Here is a 15,364-nt window from a genome sequence, read left to right as displayed (position 1 = left end):
GCGACGGAGACACGGTCGCCTCCGGCGACGGAGACACGGTCCCTTCCGGCGACGGGGTTTCCTCCGCAGAGGCGGGCAGCATCGGGGCCAGCAACGCGGCGGATAGCCAGGCAATGGCGGCTGCACGGGCTGCCGCGCGCCGGCGGGACGGAATGGCAAAAGACAATGTTCCCCCAAACAAAAGGACGGCCTGTCCGGCACCTGAAACCCTTGGTGCCTCTCATCAGGCACTATCGGCAGATCGGAGCGACATTTAACGGAAATTTCAGATCCGCTTCGCCGCGCCGGTTTTCCGCGCCGCCGCTCACGCACGGATACGGGGGACGCCGTCGGCTAGGATTCTATTCGTCCGCCCGATGCCGCCCGCCGACCTTTGCCAGGAGGAACCCATCAGCAATCCCGTTGTCCCGCAGGACGTGTACTACGGCGCCCCGGAGCCGGCTGACGGCACCGACGTCGTCGAAGTCACCTCGGCAGCCGCCGTCGCCCGGTTCAACGGCCGCGACGACGTCGTCCAGTTCAAGGGCCGCTATGCGCTGGTCAACCGGACCCTGACCCCGCACGAGGCGATGGTGGAGGACCTGCTCTTCATCCGTGGCGTGCTCGACGACGCCGGCCTGCCCTACCTGCTGGTGCGCGGGAACGATGCACGGCCGGTGATCGCCGTCGACTGGGACCGGCGCGCGGAACTGGTGGCGGCGCTGGTGGCGGCGTGCCGGAACGAGCCGTTCTACTCGATGACCGTCGATGCCAAAAAGAAGACGGCGCTGCTGGTGGCCGACGGCGAACTGGCCGAAAGCAGCAAGCCGCGGATGTTCCGCCTGTACCGGCCACGGCTGGAGCCCGACGGCGGCCTGCTCTACCGGGCGGGCGCCGGTGTGCAGCTGGAACTGTGGAAATGGGACGGCGGGCTGATCCACCTGCCGATCGAGAACTCGCTGACCCGGCGGACCGTGCTGGCCGGCGAGGCGACCCGGGGCACCGTGCGCCGCTACGGGCTGGAGTGGCCCACCATCGAGAACATGTTCGCCGACCACGCCACGGACATCGATTTCGAGATCGACATTGTCTTCTCCTGGGTGGACGGCAACAACCCGGAGTACCAGCAGTACCGGGCCGGCTTCATGGAAAACGTCATTGTCGGCGAGGGCGACGACGCCGACGCCCGGTTCCGCCAGATCAACGAGCTCAAGTACGCCCTGCGCAGCGTGCACATGTTCGCGCCCTGGATCCGGCGCATCTTCATCGCCACGGACTCCCCCGTCCCGCAGTGGCTGGACGCCTCGCACCCGAAGATCACCGTGGTCCGCAGCGAGGAGCACTTCCGCGACCCCTCGGTGCTGCCGGTGTTCAACTCCCAGGCGGTGGAGTCGCAGCTGCAGCACATCGAGGGGCTGAGCGAGTATTTCCTCTACTCCAACGACGACATGTTCTTCGGCCGCCCGGTGGCGCCCGACATGTTCTTCTCCCCCGGCGGCATCACCAAGTTCATCGAGGCCTCGACGCGGATCGGCCTGGGCGACAACCATCTGGACCGCTCCGGCTTCGAGAACGCCGCCCGGGTCAACCGGCGGCTGCTCTGGGAGCGGTTCGGGCGGATCACCACCCGCCATCTGGAGCACTGCGCCGCACCGCTGCGCAAGAGCGTGCTGTGCGAGATGGAGCAGGAGTTCGCCGAGGAGTTCAAGACCACCGCCGCCAGCCGGTTCCGTGCCAAGGACAATATTTCAGTCACGAACTCGCTGTACCACTACTACTCGCTGCTCACCGGCCGGGCAGTCACCAAGATCGGCGCCAAGGTGACCTATGTGGACACCACCATGCACTCGGGGCTGAAGAAGCTCAAGCGGCTGCTGAAGAAGCGCAACCGGGATTTCTTCTGCCTCAACGACGGCAGTTTCCCCGAGGTCTCCGCCCAGGAGCGCCAGCAGGCGGTCACCACCTTTTTGGATAAGTACTTCCCGATTCCGGCGCCGTGGGAAAAGCCGGAGGACGGATAGGCCGCCCGGCGACCGTCCCGGAACCCGCTCAGGCCACCTGGCGCCGGCGCAGCCCGGCGCAGGTAATGCAGAAGCGCGCCTCCGGGCGGGCTTCCAGCCGCTCGCGCGGAATCCTGTTCCCGCACCGCTCGCACACCCCATAGGTGCCGCGGTCCATCCGCTGCTGGGCATCGAGCACCTCGGCCAGTTCGGTCCGGGTGCTGGCCAGCATGGCCTCTTCGCGGGCGCGCTCCAAATTGAGCGTGGACCCTTCGGGGTCATACTCGTTGTCGGCCGGGATGTCCCGGCCGGCCAGGGTTACTTCCCTGATGTCCGCCGTCAACCGTTCGATCTGCCGGCGCGCCTCGGCGGCCTTCTCTTCCAGCAGCTGCCGGAAGTAGGCTTCGGGAGGTGCGGCGGATGCGGCTCCGGTACCGCCCAGCTCTTCGCTCATGGAGCATCACCTCTAACTACAGTGAGGATAGATTACTCCCGTACGGCGGCGTCGGCACCCTCCGGTATCCATGTGGTGCAGCCGCGGAGGCCGCTCTCAGCGGGCGGTGACGGCGGAACGGCCGGGGTTGGTGGCTTCCGGGATGACGACGCCGGCCGCGTCCAGCAGCCGCTGTGACTCCCCCTGCGACACCTGCCGGCCCACCGGTGTGCCCCCGCCCAGCGGCACCACCGAATGCACCACCGTCTCGTCGTAGACGTGGATCATGTTGTAGCCCTGCGCCCCGTCCCGGCCCCGGGTTCCGCCGGCCGGGCCGGTCAGGTCCTGGGTGTAGCAGGTGGCCGAGGCCACGGACACCGGAATCCCGGCGCAGGTCGCCGTGGTCGAGTAATGCAGGTGTCCGGCGATGACAGCGCGCACGTCGCTGCCGCGCAGGACCTGCGCCAGCTGTTCCTGCCCGCGCAGCTCCACCAGCACCGCCAGCTCCTGGACGCTAGGTACCGGCGGGTGGTGCATGGCCAGGATGGTCCCATGCGGGGCCGGCTCCGCCAGCTGGCCGGCCAGCCAGCGCAGCTGGGCGTCCGTCAGCTCGCCATGGTGGAATCCGGGCACGGTCGTGTCCAGGGCAATGATCCGCAGACCGTTGACATCGTGGACCTGATCCAGCGGCGCTTCGCCGTCCCCGGCCTCCCGGCCGGCCTGCTGGCCCAGCAGGGCGCGGCGCATGTGCGCACGGTCATCATGATTGCCCATGGCCCAGATGACCAGCGCGCCCAGCCGGGTGGCCGCCGGCTCGACGATCCGGCGGAGCTTCGCGTAGGCACCGGGCTCGCCCCGGTCCGCCAGGTCGCCGGTGAAGACAATGGCCTCAGGCCGCGCTTCGGCTGCTTCCAGCTCGTCGAAGATCCGCCGCAGCCGGGCGGCGCTGTCCACCACGCCGTAGAGGGGTTCGTCGCCGGCGAGCAGGTGGGTGTCGCTGATGTGCAGGATGAAGTGGTTTGGCCGCGGGTGCTCGGCCCGGATGGTATCCATCTTTAACCTTCTGCGGGTGCGGAACGGGAATTGGCAGTTCCCTAGTTAAGCGTAACCATCCTACGGGGGCGTTAAATTTCCCCCAACGGAACACGTCGAAAATACATCAATTCGCCGGCCGGCCCCAGGACCGGGGACGGCCCCGCCGGGTCAGTCCTCGTCGTCGCCTCCACCGTGCTCGTCCCGGGTCTCCTCCGCTGGTTCCGTCCGGTCCGGACCTGCGTCCCCATGCTCTTCTTCCGCGCTGCGGGAGGTGTCGTCCTGCTCCGTTTCGGCCTCCCGCCTGGTATCCGGTTCTGCCTCGGTTTCCCGGCTGCGCCGAGCTTGGCGCCCGGCCTCATCCTCGGCTTCACGCTCCACCTCACGCTCCACCTCGCGCCCGGCCTCGTCCTCGGCTTCACGCTCCACCTCACGCCCGCCCTCATCCTCGGCTTCACGCTCCACCTCGCGCTCCACCTCGTCCTCGGCTTCGCGCTCGACTGCGCGTTCAGCCTTGTGTTCGACCCTGGGCTCCACCTCATGCCCGGCTTCACGCTCCACCCTGCCTTCGGCCGTGCCTTCAGCTGTGCGTCCAGCCTCATGTCCGGCCTCGGGCCCAGGTTCCGCGTCTACCGCCCCGCGGCGCCGGTCGGTACCGGGGACGCGGCGACGGTCGTTCCCGCTCCGGGCATCATGTCCGCCCTTCGGGCCGTCCGGGCCGGCAGCTGTCTGGGTCCTGGCCGCCGCCGGTTTCGGCAGATCCACCGCTCCGGTGGATCCCGGGCTGTCCGCCGGCCCCGGAACCTGCTCTCCGGGCGTGGTGACCGTCATGAAGAATTCGGTCCAGGTTTGCCGCATACCCGGATTCGCCGCCGCGGCGGCACCTGCGCCGAGGGCCACGGCACCGGCGATCGAGACTGCGGCAAGGGTCGCCCGGCGCCGCCGCGTGCGCTTCCGGATCGGGGCGGCCCCGGCGAGCAGTGCCGCAAGTTCCGGGGAGGGCTCGGGGACGACAGACGGCTGCACCGCCAGCTCGCGCAGCGCGGTTTCCAGTGGAGCAGAGTGCTGCAGGCCCGCCTCCTCCAACATGGTGCGGATGGATTCGGCGGCGGAACGTTCGGAGGGCACGGTCATTCTCCTTCCACCGGCGCCAGCAGGAGGCGCAGCGCCTGCAATCCCCTGCGCTGCAGCTGCTTCACGGCGCCGGAGGAACGTCCCATGACTTTGGCAGTTTCCTCAATGGACAACCCGGCCACCACCCGCAGCAGGATGACCTCCCGCTGGTCCGTTCCCAGTTCCTGCAGCAAAGTCTCCACCCGGCTGGCTGCCAAGGTGGCCACGGCTGCTTCTTCGGCCGACGGGGCGGTCCGGGTGTCGGCCTCCGGCAGATATTCGGTGGTCGCCGGCACCGTGGACCGGCGCCGGAAATAATCCACCATGCGGGCGTGCGCCACCGTAAAAAGCAGGGCCCTGAAGCCCTCGACACCTCCCTTGACCGTCCCGATCCGTGGAATGACCCCCAGGAAGACGTCGTGGCAGCCGCCTTCCGGATCATCGATGCCCCGGACCCGCAGGTACTGCACTACGGCAGGGGCGAATGCCCGGTACAGTGCGTCCAGGGACCGGGGATCCCCGGCCTGGGCACGTTCGAACGCGGCCTCGTCGAGCTGGGCCGTCATCGTACAGCCACCGGATCCGGGAACCGCGGTGCACTGCTCGACCTCATGCTCCACTTCGCGCTCAACCCCGGCCCCCTGCCGCACTGGTTCGTAACGCTGTGCTGCGCGTTGTGTTTCGCTTCGGCGCCGCATTCCATTCCAGCTTCGGCGCTGGGGCCGGCCTCATGGTGCCGGGGCAGATTGTCGTCCCGCCTCGCCCTTGGTTCCCCAGGTATTCAGGCGCGGGTGAAGCATCTTCATAGTGGCGGACCTTTCGGGTTCCTGCGTTCGGTCACCATTCCAATCGAGGCACCTTGCGGAAAAGTTGCCCCGCTCACCGCTCGTCAGGCCCCCGGGCGCCCGGCGGCCGTGATTGCCCGGTGCCACCGGCGGGACTAGGCTTCATCCCGGGCCCCCAGCCCGGCAGTGCGCCCTGCGCACGGACACTGGTACAAGGATGGCGAGCATGAAAACGATCACCCCCTGCCTGTGGTTCGATACCGAAGCCGAAGAGGCCGCCGAGTNGGATGGCGAGCATGAAAACGATCACCCCCTGCCTGTGGTTCTTTTTTGCTCTTTCCCAACTCGCGGATTCTGGCCGTCACCCGCTACGGGCCGGCGGGGCCGGGACCGGAGGGCCGGGTCATGACCGTCAGCTTCGAGCTGGACGGCAGGGAATACGTCGCCCTCAACGGCGGACCGCAGTTCACGTTCACCGAGGCGGTCTCCTTCCAGATCCCGTGCGGCAGCCAAGCCGAGGTGGACCGGTACTGGGACGCGCTCTCCGCCGGTGGCGAGGAAGGCCAGTGCGGGTGGCTCAAGGACAGGTTCGGCCTGTCCTGGCAGGTGGTCCCGGTCCTGCTGCCGGAACTGCTCGGCGGCCAGGACACCGCCGGGGCCCAACGTGCCATGCAGGCCATGCTGCAGATGAAGAAGCTGGACATCGCCGCCCTGCAGCGGGCGTACGACGGCGGCTGAGCGGCCCAGCGGGCGGCCGCCGTCCGGGGCTGTTGTTACCGCCGGGGCCGGTTGTATTCTGGCGGCACCACCACACGGGAGGCCATCCTGCCCGCCCCGCCCAGCACAGTTCCGAGGTGCATTGCCGTGACCATTCCCCCGCCGCCGTGGGAGCCCCACCCGGATCCGAGCGAGCCGCCGGTACCCGAGCCCGAACCCGGCGGGCCGCCTCGGCCGGACCCGACCCGGCCCAGCCCCATCCCCAACCCGCTGCCCGGGCCTGAACCGGAACCTCCCGCCCCGCCGCTGCCGCCGGATCCCGGACCGCTGCCCCGTCCCGGACCCCCAGGCTCCACCCCGTAGCCGAAAAACCGGCGCATTATTGACACGGGGTGGCGGGGCGGGGTCAGACCTGGGTTTCCGCGATCCGGACCACCAGGTCTGCCGTCATCGGCAGCCGGCAGGACAGCCGCGAGGTCTCCAGCCGGTCGGCGGCGGTGCAGTCCAGCATCTCGTCCTCCACCTCGTCCACCTCCGGCAGGTCCCCGGCTGACTGCGGCTCCACAGAGACGTGGCAGGTGGCGCACATCGCGCTCCCGCCGCATTCGGCAACGATCCCGGGCACTCCGTGCCGCACGGCCGTGCGCATGACGCCGACTCCGTCCAGGATGGTCTCCAGTCCGTCCGGCTGGATGAAGGTGACCCGCTCCTGATCGGCTTGGCGGGCCTCAGGTGTGTGGCGGGGTGTGTCCGCCAGCGTTCGCCTCGGCCTCGGCAACCACGGGCAGGGTCCTGAGGAAGCTGTCCGGGTTCAGGGAAATCGAGTCAATGCCTTCGCCGACCAGGAACGCCGCGAACTCCGGATAGTTGCTGGGGGCCTGGCCGCAGATGCCGATCCTGATGCCGGCGGCATGGGCCTTGCGGATGGCCTCGGCGATCATCCGCATCACCGCCGCATCCCGCTCGTCGAACAAACCGGCCAGCTGCCCCGAGTCCCGGTCGACGCCGAGCAGCAGCTGGGTCAGGTCGTTGGAGCCGATGGAGAAGCCGTCGAAGCGGGTGGCGAACTCCTCGGCGAGGACCACGTTGGAAGGGACCTCGCACATCATGTAGACCTGCAGCCCGTCCTGTCCCCGGACCAGCCCGTTCTCCGCCATGACCGCCAGCACCCGGTCCGCCTCCGCCGGCGTGCGGCAGAAGGGAATCATGACCACCACATTCTCCAGCCCGATCTGCCCGCGGACCCGCTTCAGTGCCCGGCATTCGAGCGCAAAGCCGTCGCGGTAGCGCGGATCGTAGTAGCGCGCGGCTCCGCGGAACCCGATCATCGGGTTCTCCTCCGGCGGTTCGAAGGCCGACCCGCCGACCAGGTGCGCGTACTCGTTGGTCTTGAAATCGCTCAGCCGCACGATCACCGGCTGCGGGTGGAAGGGAGCGGCCAGCTTGGCGATGCCCAAGGCCAGCGTGTCGACGAAGTATTCCTGCGGCTCGGCATAACCGGAGGTCAGTTCGCGGATCAACTGCCGGTCGCCGTCGTCGGCCACCTGCCCCGGATGCACCAGGGCCATCGGATGGATCCGGATCAGGTTGTTGATAATGAATTCCATCCGGGCCAGGCCCACGCCGGCGGCCGGCAGGCGCCACCAGCGGAAGGCCGCCGCGGGGCTGGCGATATTGACCATCAGCGCGGTGCGGGTCTGCGGCAGGTAGCCCAGGTCCACCTCCTCGGTCTCGTACGCCAGGGCGCCGTCGTAGACATGTCCCTGGTCGCCTTCGGCACAGGAGACGGTCACGGCCTGGCCGTCGGCGAGCACCTCGGTGGCAGTCCCCGTTCCGACGACGGCGGGGACACCGAGTTCGCGACTGACGATCGCGGCGTGGCTGGTAGGCCCGCCATGGTCGGTGACAATGGCGGCGGCGCGCCTCATCACCGGCACCCAGTCCGGGTCCGTCATTTCAGTGACCAGAATGGCGCCGTCGCGGAAACTGCCGATCTCCGAGGGATTCCGGACCACGCAGACCTCCCCGACGGCGACGGCGTCGCCGACGGCTGCCCCGGCCGCGAGCAGGCGCAGCGCCCCGGGCGGAGCGGTCAGATGGTACAGGGTGAACCGGGTGGTGCTGCGCCGGGCCTGGACGGTCTCCGGCCTGGCCTGGACCATGAACAGTTCGCCGGTCAGCCCGTCCTTGGCCCATTCCATGTCCATGGGGCAGCCGTAGTGCTCCTCGACCGCCACCGCCCAGCGGGCCAGTTCCAGGATTTCCCGGTCCTCGAGCACCAGCGAGCGCTGTTCCCGCCCGGAGGTGGCCACCAGCCGGGTGCGGGCGCTGCCGCCCCCGCCATAGACCATCTTTTGCGCCTTGGCCCCGCGGGATTTCTCGATGATCGGGATACGGCCGGGCGCCCCCAGCAGCGGCTTGAAGACCTGGTACTTGTCCGGATCGACGATGCCCTGGACCACCGTCTCCCCCAGCCCCCAGGCTGCGCTGATCACCACGGACCGCGGAAAGCCGGTCTCGGTATCGATGGAGAACATCACCCCGGACGCTCCCATGTCCGAGCGCACCATGCGCTGGATGCCGACGGACAGCGCCACGTCCAAATGCCCGAAACCCTTCATCTCCCGATAACTGATGGCCCGGTCCGTGAACAGGGAGGCATAGCAGCGCAGGCACGCCTGCAGCAGGGCCCGCTCGCCCACGACGTTCAGGAAGGTCTCCTGCTGGCCGGCGAAGCTGGCCTCCGGCAGGTCCTCCGCGGTGGCGCTGCTGCGCACGGCCACCGCGGCCCGCTCCTGGCCGGCCTCGTCCGACAGCCTCCGGTAGGCTTCCCGCACGGCCTGGGCGAAGTCCGCCGGGAACCGGCCCTCCAAAAACAGCGCGCGGACCGCCTCGCCGGTGGCCTGCAGCGACGCCGCACCGTCCCGGTAACGCCCGAGCAGGCGGGCAATGCCCGGTCCGATCCCGTTGGCCTCGACGAATGCCCAGTAGGCCGCCGCCGTGGTGGCAAAGCCCTCGGGCACGCGCACCCCGCTGTCCGCGAGCGCGCGGGTCAGCTCACCCAGGGAGGCGTTCTTGCCGCCCACCTGGGCCACGTCGGCCCGTCCGGCCTCGTGGAACCACAGCACGTGCGGCTGGTCCATGGCTGCTTACTCGTAGGCCTGCAGCAGTTGGGCGCAGGCCTGCTCGCACCGGTCGCAGGCCTGGGCTGCCACCACGCAATGTTCATACGTTTCGTGCGGGGAGCACAGCTGGCGGCAGTCCACACACGCCTCCCGGCAGGCCTCGACCAGCGCCCGCACGCTGCGGACGGCCGGGGTCCCGAGCCGGGAGAGGACAGCGGCGGTAGCCAGGCAGATATCCGCACAGATCTGCTCGGCGCGTATGCCTTGGCGGAACATCCCGATGTTGTCTTCCTCCAGGCATGCGTCCGCTCCGGAGATGCAGGCCTGGGCGCAGTCCAGGCAGGCATCGATGCATGCTGCCTCCGCCGTCCGGTTGCCCGCCGGGGTCTCCGGTGCGGCAGGATGTGCCAGCAGTGAACGCTCGGCGCCGGTCATTTCGCTCCTCCTTCCGGCAGCCCGATGAGGGGCTCGGGAATGCCCCTCAGGATCAAGTGTGGCGCGCCGGCGGGCCCGGGTACAGGGTCCGTCAGGGATCGGGCCCTGGCTGTTGCCAGCCGGATTCCCGGTCATTGGGGACCGGCCGGAACCCCATGGCACCGGGGCCTGCGCGGGGCTATAAATGCGGTAGAGGCACCGGACGAAAGGTGGTACAGCATGAACGGACAGACCGGGTCCCGGAAGCGGATCGTCGTGGGTGTGGACGGCTCCGAGGCCTCCCTCGAGGCACTGCGCACGGCCCGGGACCTGGCCCGGCTCAAGGACTGCAGTATCGAGGCAGTGACTGCCTGGCACCATCCGGTCATGGTGGCCGACTTCCCTGCGGTCCAATGGGATCCGGAAGTTGATGCCAGGCGGATCCTGGCCCGGGCGGTGCAGGAGGCGTTCGGCGGCGATGTCCCGCCCGACCTGCGGCAGACGGTGACCGAGGGACAGGCGGCGCGCGTCCTGGCCGACGCCAGCCGCGGTGCGGAAATGCTGGTGGTCGGCAGCCGCGGCCGTGGCGGCTTTACCGGCCTGCTGCTGGGCTCGGTCAGCTCCGCCGTCGCCTCGCACGCCCGCTGCCCGGTGCTCATCGTCCACGACCGGGAACGGGACAGCCGCTGAACGGCGGCCCGCCGGGCCGCCGCCGGCCTAGCCGCGCCCAGCCGGCACGTAGATGGTGCCCTTTTGGAACGTCTGCGTGCAGCCGTTGGCGCTGCACATCATGCCCGACGTCGGATAACCGTATAGGCCTGCTTCCCGCCCGGCAGCGGCGAACTTCCGTCCGACCTTGTGCGACAGGTGCACGGCGTGCGCCCCCGAGGCGGCCGACCAGTAGATTTCCACGGGCCGGCCTCCGTCCGCTGCACCGTTCTGTGCCGACCCGGGTGCGGTGTAGCTGCGCCGGCAGCCGTCTGCGGCCAGCTGGCACTCATAGCTGCCGGCCGGCTCCAGGCCCAGAGCGGCCGCTTTGGCCTCCAGGGCCCGGGGGCCGGCCTCGGTGAAGTCGAAGGTGATCGTGCCGTGCTGGAAGTGCTGCCGGCAGCCGCTGCCGGCCGAGCACACCATCTCCGACACCGGGTAGCCGTACGCCCCCCGCTCGTAGGTGGCTTCGGCGAAGGCCTGGCCGACGGCATGGTCCATATCCACGGCTCGTGCACCCGTGGCCGCGGACCAGTAGATCGAGATGTGCCGGCCGCCCGGGGAGATGTAGCTGCGCACGCAGCCGTCGCCGGCCAGCGTGCAGTTGTAGCGGTCGGTGGGCTCCAGCCGCAGCCGCGCCGCCTTGGCCGCCAGCGCCTTGCGGCCGGCGGCGATGTGGGCCTGGTCGATCTGCCCGTGTTCGAAGGTCTGCACGCAGCCGAGCCGTTCCAGCCCGCATTCCATGTCCGAGGTGGGGTAACCGTAGGTGCCGAGCTCATACCCGGAGACCATGAACTTCCAGCCGACCGGGTGGCCCAGGTCCACCGCGTGCGCCCCGGTCCGGGCGGTCCAGTACACCGCGACGGTGCGGCCGGCATCCCCTTCCGGGTGGTAGCTGCGCACGCAGCCGCCGCCGGACAGGCCGCAGCTGTAGCCGTTGGCCGGGCTGAGCCCGAGTTCTCCTGCCTTCCGGTCCAGGGCCGCCTTGCCGTCGGCTTCAGTGTCGGCTTCGGTCCCCGGAGCGGCGGCGCGCACCGCCGGCGGCACTTGGGCGGGCAGCGGCGACGGCGCTCCCGCCTGGGCGGGGCCGCCCGCCAGCAGTCCCAGGGACAGGATCCCGGCCAAGGCCAGCCGGACGGTATTGAGCACCGACCGTGATCCCTGCATTGCCGTCCCTCACCTGTACGCCGTGGCCGCGCATCACGATGGGGTGCGCGGACGCCTGTCGACACGCACTATCGGCAGCCGCGCCGGCTTGTTAAGCCGCCCCTGGAGCATTCGTGAGGCAAATCACAAAGAGAGAATCCGGCCATGGCCGCGGCGCACGCGGGGTCACCGCAAGAGCTGCCGAACCTACTGGTCAGCCCGCGTTTTGTCCAGAGTGCGGGTGCAGGAAAAGGGACGGGAGGGTAACGATTAAGTAACCCCCACGCGTCCGGACGGTGGATTCCGTTGCCATTTCGATATGACAGTTACCGAACCGTTATGTACTGTTGAGTCCGCGCCGGGCCCCCACGGAACGGCGTACTCGGATGGCTTTGCCTAACTCTGCCACCATCCTGAGGCCGTTCGTTCATGGCAGAGGCGGGGGAACCACTTCCCGGGCTTCCTGAGCTGAAGCCCTTGGGGTCAAGTCGTGCGACGGACCAGTTCCGCGGTGCCGCACGGCCGGGTGGCTCCCATCCGAACCCGACAGCTAACCTCGCAGGCATTGGGAGAGGTCATACCTGTGTTTAAGAGCAATCGTGCGCGCCACCGTGCCACCAAGTCCAGCCCGTTCACTGCCGTCAGCGTCGGCCGCAGCGCCGCCGTGATCACCGCCGCTTCCGGTCTGGTGCTCAGCGCCGGCCTGCCGGCCAACGCCTATGCCGGCAATATCGAGACCGAGTCCTACACGGCCCCGGCCTCGCAGACCACGGCGGCCCCCGCCGCGGCCGCCGTCGCCACCAGCACCAAGACCCACACCGTGCTGCCCGGGGATACGCTCTCCAAGATCGCCGCCCAGTACGGTGTCGACCTGGCCGACGTCTTTGCCGCCAACGGCCTGAACGCCAGCTCGGTCATCTACCCCGGCGATGTCATCAAGCTCTCCGGCAGCGCCCAGGCTTCCCAGCCGGCCCAGGCTGCCAAGCCGGCCGCCGGTGGATTCACCGTGAACGTGGCCAGCACCAGCATCAAGCCTGCTGCTGTCGCCGCCGGCAACAGCATCACCAACATCGCCAAGTCCATGGTGGGCACCCCCTACGTCTGGGGCGGCACCTCCACCGCCGGCTGGGACTGCTCCGGCTTCGTCCAGTGGGTCTACGCCAAGGTCGGCATCAGCCTGCCGCGCGTCTCCCACGCCCAGGCAGCCGCCCTGAAGCCGACCAGCAACCCGCAGCCGGGCGACATCGTCCTGCAGAACGGTGGCAACCACATCGGCATCTACCTCGGTGGCGGCATGATGATCAGCGCGCTGAACCCGAACGAGGGCACGAAGGTGCATCCGGTGAGCTGGATGCCTCTTTCGGGCTACTACACCGCCCGCTAGCCACTACCGGCCGGCGTACCCGGGGAGGGCAGGATGTTCCTGCCCTCCCCGGCGGTTTAAGTCCCCCTGAGTTTAAGTCCCCCTGCCGGTTCCCCTCAGCCAGGCACCGCCGGCGCCTGGTTTGGGGCCAATTCCCAGCGCCGGCGCAGCCAATCCCCAAGTTTGGGTACCACGGTTGAGCCATGCACGGCAGACCCGGCAGCCATCGCAGGTTCTGGCAATCAGCAAACTTTCCCTGGATCGTCCTCGGCATTGCCTTCCTGCTCATCACCATCGCCTCCGCCGCCTGGTTCTGGATCACGCGCATCCAGCCCGGCATCGAGCGGTTCCTGGAATCGCCGCTGCCTTCGGTGCCGCTGTAGCAGCAGCGTTACCGGATCGGGATATCCGCCCGGGCTCCGGAACGGTAGATTTGGATACAGGTTCATTGCGCCGGTCCGCGGCAAAGCACCACCGGCGGCGCGCAGGAACCAGGAGGTCGCAATGTCCTTGTCCGATGAGGAAAGGCAACGGCTGGCGAAGCTGGGGCACGAGCTGGAAGAAGACGATCCGCGGCTCGCCCGGACGCTGTCCGGCAAAGGATTCGATGTTTTCGGGCACAGCATAGGCACCGGGGCGCTGCTGGCCATCGCCGGGGTGCTGCTCCTGCTGGTCGGGCTGGCGGGCAACTCGCTGGCGCTGGCCATGCTGGGCACCATCGCCCTGGTCGGCGGGCTGGTGCGGTCCGGCAGCGACTGGACGCGCCGGCATCTGCGGCACCGCGCCTGACGCTGCTGCCGGTAAGGTCCGGCTTGCCAAGCTGCGCCTAACCTTGCTGGCAGGGCCGGACGGACTGCACTAGGTTCTTGACCATGGAACTCAAGGGAAAGCTCGCAGAAGCATTCAACGACCAAGTCACGCTCGAGATCCAGGCCTCGATCGCCTACCGGCAGCTGGCCATCGAAATGGACCTCCTGGACCTGCCCGGCATCAGCAACTGGTTCCGCACGCAGGCCGAGGAGGAACTCCTCCACGCCCACAAATTCATTGACCACATGACCGACCGGGAGGCCCATCCGGTGATCGGCGCCATGCTCGCCCCCGACGTGTCCGTCGACGGCGTCCTGGCCGCCTTCGAAACCGCACTGGTCCATGAGAAGAAGGTCTCCGGATCCATCCGGGACCTGTACCGGCTGGCCCAGGAAGAGGGCGACATCGATTCAATTCCGCTGCTGAACTGGTTCATCACCGAGCAATTGGAAGAAGAAGCCACGGTCAACGAAATCATCGGCCGCGTACGCCTGATCGGCGACGACGGCCCCGGACTGCTGCGCCTGGACAGCGAACTCGGCGCCCGCCAGGCCGCCACCGAATAACCCCTCCCCCGGCAAGGCAGAGCACATAGCAGCACCTGAGGGGGCTGCGGCCGCACCGGCCGCAGCCCCCTCAGGCCGTAAGCGGCCCGGCAGGTTACTGCAGCCGCCGCAGGGCTTCTCCGGCGATTTCCCGCAGGGCTTCGCTGGGCGCGCGTTCGGATACCTCGCGGACCTTGTCCCTCAAGTCCGGGGACAGCCCGGCCGAGACCGAGCGCAGGGCCAGTTTCTGCACGCCCGCATCGGAATCAAGCACCAGCGCGTCCAGCACCCGGCTGGCGGCGGCCGGAGCAAGCATCGCTGCCGCTTCGGCAGCGGCGATGCGCACCCGGGCGTCGTCGCTGGCAGCCGCGGCGGCCACCACCGCTTCCGATTCCCCGCTTTCGATGACACCGGCCAGGTAGGCCGCCTTGGGGGAGATCGACGGATCGTTCTGCTGCACCAGGGCCATCAGGTGCGGCATGGCTTCCGGCCCGAGCCGGGACGCTTCGGCGTAGTCGACTTCGTCCGGGTCCAGGGCTCTGCGGACATCTTCCATGGTGACGGTCATGGCCGGCTCCTAGATGCTGGGGGTGAGGGGGCTGTTGTCCATGGTCGCGCGCTCGGAGTCGATCAGATCCGGCGGCGGATTGGTGATATTCCAGGTCCCGCCACCCATCATCAACCGGTCCGTCGGATCCACATGGTTCAGGCCCAGGACGTGCCCCACCTCGTGGCCGAGCGTCCATTGGCTCGCTGCCGAGGTCACCACGCAGCTGGGCCGGCCCGCGGGAAAGGCGGCGCAGCCGTTGGACGGCGGGTTCGTGGAGCGGATGAAGTACACGGCCACCTGGTTGGTCCCGACATTGTTGCGGTTGCCGAAAAGCTGGGTCTGCTCGGTGGTGACGCTGCCCATCGTACAGCTGCCCACGTCCAGGTCCGTCAGCAGCGGCAGGTCGAGGTTCTCCCGGGAGCCGACGGCGACGCCGATGCCGCGGGTGGCGTAGACGGTCCGCATCCCCTCCACCATCTGGTCCACGGTGAAGCTGGTCGGGGCGGTGAGGATCTTCAGATGCAGGGTCACCGTAGGTACCAGGCTCCAGGCCTTGGACCAGGCGCTGCCGTCGGTCCCCCGGACGAACACATGCTCATGCTCCTGGCCCATGGTCCCGAGCGCCGGTTCGGACGCCAGCACGC

18 protein-coding genes and 1 riboswitch (1 of these 19 cut by a window edge) are annotated in these 15,364 nt (G+C 68.8%); of the genes, 7 read left to right on the top strand and 11 right to left on the bottom strand.

What is annotated here, in order from left to right:
* Nucleotides 1-82, bottom strand: partial view of a hypothetical protein gene (locus tag HGG74_RS01085; RefSeq protein ID WP_246262562.1) — the 5' portion only. 1,349 nt of this gene lie to the left of the window's left edge; the window shows 82 of its 1,431 coding nt (coding positions 1-82); the start codon lies at nt 80-82; its stop codon lies off the left edge, out of view.
* Nucleotides 83-356: 274 nt separating this feature from the next.
* On the opposite strand from HGG74_RS01085, the gene HGG74_RS01080 reads away from it, so the two are divergent.
* A complete protein-coding gene (locus HGG74_RS01080) occupies nt 357-2,000 on the top strand; it encodes a stealth family protein (RefSeq protein WP_168484494.1) in 1,644 nt (547 codons plus the stop codon).
* A gap of 28 nt (nt 2,001-2,028) precedes the next feature.
* Here the strand turns inward: HGG74_RS01080 and HGG74_RS01075 are convergent, their stop codons facing one another.
* The 4 genes from HGG74_RS01075 to HGG74_RS01060 all read right to left on the bottom strand — a co-directional run bounded on the left by HGG74_RS01075 (nt 2,029) and on the right by HGG74_RS01060 (nt 5,123).
* Complete coding sequence (locus HGG74_RS01075) at nt 2,029-2,433, bottom strand: TraR/DksA family transcriptional regulator (RefSeq protein WP_168484493.1); 405 nt, start codon at nt 2,431-2,433, stop codon at nt 2,029-2,031.
* A gap of 96 nt (nt 2,434-2,529) precedes the next feature.
* The gene (locus HGG74_RS01070; RefSeq protein WP_168484492.1) at nt 2,530-3,465 is read right to left on the bottom strand and encodes a phosphodiesterase; all 936 of its coding nucleotides are present in this window, start codon (nt 3,463-3,465) and stop codon (nt 2,530-2,532) included.
* A gap of 150 nt (nt 3,466-3,615) precedes the next feature.
* Nucleotides 3,616-4,572 carry a hypothetical protein gene (locus HGG74_RS01065; RefSeq protein ID WP_168484491.1) on the bottom strand — a complete coding sequence of 319 codons (957 nt, stop codon included), beginning with the start codon at nt 4,570-4,572 and terminating at the stop codon, nt 3,616-3,618.
* A 2-nt stretch (nt 4,573-4,574) separates the two neighbouring features.
* Nucleotides 4,575-5,123: an RNA polymerase sigma factor gene (locus tag HGG74_RS01060; protein WP_168484490.1), complete on the bottom strand. Its 549-nt coding sequence runs from the start codon at nt 5,121-5,123 to the stop codon at nt 4,575-4,577.
* Nucleotides 5,124-5,672: 549 nt separating this feature from the next.
* Here HGG74_RS01060 and HGG74_RS01055 point away from each other — a divergent pair.
* On the top strand, nt 5,673-6,080 hold the full coding sequence (locus HGG74_RS01055; protein ID WP_312856683.1) for a VOC family protein: 408 nt from the start codon (nt 5,673-5,675) through the stop codon (nt 6,078-6,080).
* A gap of 385 nt (nt 6,081-6,465) precedes the next feature.
* On the opposite strand, the gene HGG74_RS01050 is transcribed toward HGG74_RS01055, so the two are convergent.
* From HGG74_RS01050 to HGG74_RS01040, 3 genes are all read right to left on the bottom strand, one after another.
* Entirely contained in the window at nt 6,466-6,708 is a 243-nt protein-coding gene (locus HGG74_RS01050) for a 2Fe-2S iron-sulfur cluster-binding protein (RefSeq protein ID WP_168484489.1), read from the bottom strand.
* Nucleotides 6,709-6,787: 79 nt separating this feature from the next.
* Nucleotides 6,788-9,202 (bottom strand): phosphoenolpyruvate synthase, encoded by a 2,415-nt coding sequence (ppsA, locus tag HGG74_RS01045; protein ID WP_168484488.1) that lies wholly within the window; start codon nt 9,200-9,202, stop codon nt 6,788-6,790.
* Nucleotides 9,203-9,208: 6 nt separating this feature from the next.
* Nucleotides 9,209-9,619 carry a four-helix bundle copper-binding protein gene (locus HGG74_RS01040; protein WP_168484487.1) on the bottom strand — a complete coding sequence of 137 codons (411 nt, stop codon included), beginning with the start codon at nt 9,617-9,619 and terminating at the stop codon, nt 9,209-9,211.
* A gap of 219 nt (nt 9,620-9,838) precedes the next feature.
* On the opposite strand from HGG74_RS01040, the gene HGG74_RS01035 reads away from it, so the two are divergent.
* Entirely contained in the window at nt 9,839-10,288 is a 450-nt protein-coding gene (locus HGG74_RS01035; protein WP_168484486.1) for a universal stress protein, read from the top strand.
* 27 nt (nt 10,289-10,315) lie between these two features.
* On the opposite strand, the gene HGG74_RS01030 is transcribed toward HGG74_RS01035, so the two are convergent.
* Complete coding sequence (locus HGG74_RS01030) at nt 10,316-11,473, bottom strand: LGFP repeat-containing protein (protein ID WP_168484485.1); 1,158 nt, start codon at nt 11,471-11,473, stop codon at nt 10,316-10,318.
* Nucleotides 11,474-11,859: 386 nt separating this feature from the next.
* Nucleotides 11,860-12,031, top strand: a riboswitch (cyclic di-AMP (ydaO/yuaA leader).
* Between the two features lie 4 nt (nt 12,032-12,035).
* Between HGG74_RS01030 and HGG74_RS01025 the strand changes: the two genes are divergently transcribed.
* From HGG74_RS01025 to HGG74_RS01010, 4 genes are all read left to right on the top strand, one after another.
* A complete protein-coding gene (locus tag HGG74_RS01025) occupies nt 12,036-12,836 on the top strand; it encodes a C40 family peptidase (RefSeq protein ID WP_312856682.1) in 801 nt (266 codons plus the stop codon).
* 182 nt (nt 12,837-13,018) lie between these two features.
* A complete protein-coding gene (locus HGG74_RS01020) occupies nt 13,019-13,198 on the top strand; it encodes a hypothetical protein (RefSeq protein ID WP_168484483.1) in 180 nt (59 codons plus the stop codon).
* 121 nt (nt 13,199-13,319) lie between these two features.
* The gene (locus tag HGG74_RS01015; RefSeq protein WP_168484482.1) at nt 13,320-13,604 is read left to right on the top strand and encodes a DUF3040 domain-containing protein; all 285 of its coding nucleotides are present in this window, start codon (nt 13,320-13,322) and stop codon (nt 13,602-13,604) included.
* A gap of 83 nt (nt 13,605-13,687) precedes the next feature.
* Nucleotides 13,688-14,191, top strand: coding sequence for a ferritin (locus HGG74_RS01010; protein WP_168484481.1), 504 nt, complete (start codon nt 13,688-13,690; stop codon nt 14,189-14,191).
* Between the two features lie 94 nt (nt 14,192-14,285).
* On the opposite strand, the gene HGG74_RS01005 is transcribed toward HGG74_RS01010, so the two are convergent.
* Complete coding sequence (locus tag HGG74_RS01005) at nt 14,286-14,738, bottom strand: hypothetical protein (RefSeq protein WP_168484480.1); 453 nt, start codon at nt 14,736-14,738, stop codon at nt 14,286-14,288.
* A gap of 9 nt (nt 14,739-14,747) precedes the next feature.
* Nucleotides 14,748-15,364 (bottom strand): zinc metalloprotease (locus HGG74_RS01000; RefSeq protein WP_168484479.1); only part of this gene is annotated, 617 nt, incomplete at its 5' end.

Origin of the sequence: Arthrobacter mobilis (genome assembly GCF_012395835.1) — a bacterium.
Taxonomy (GTDB): domain Bacteria; phylum Actinomycetota; class Actinomycetes; order Actinomycetales; family Micrococcaceae; genus Crystallibacter; species Crystallibacter mobilis.
This window is presented reverse-complemented; position numbering and strand designations above follow the sequence as displayed.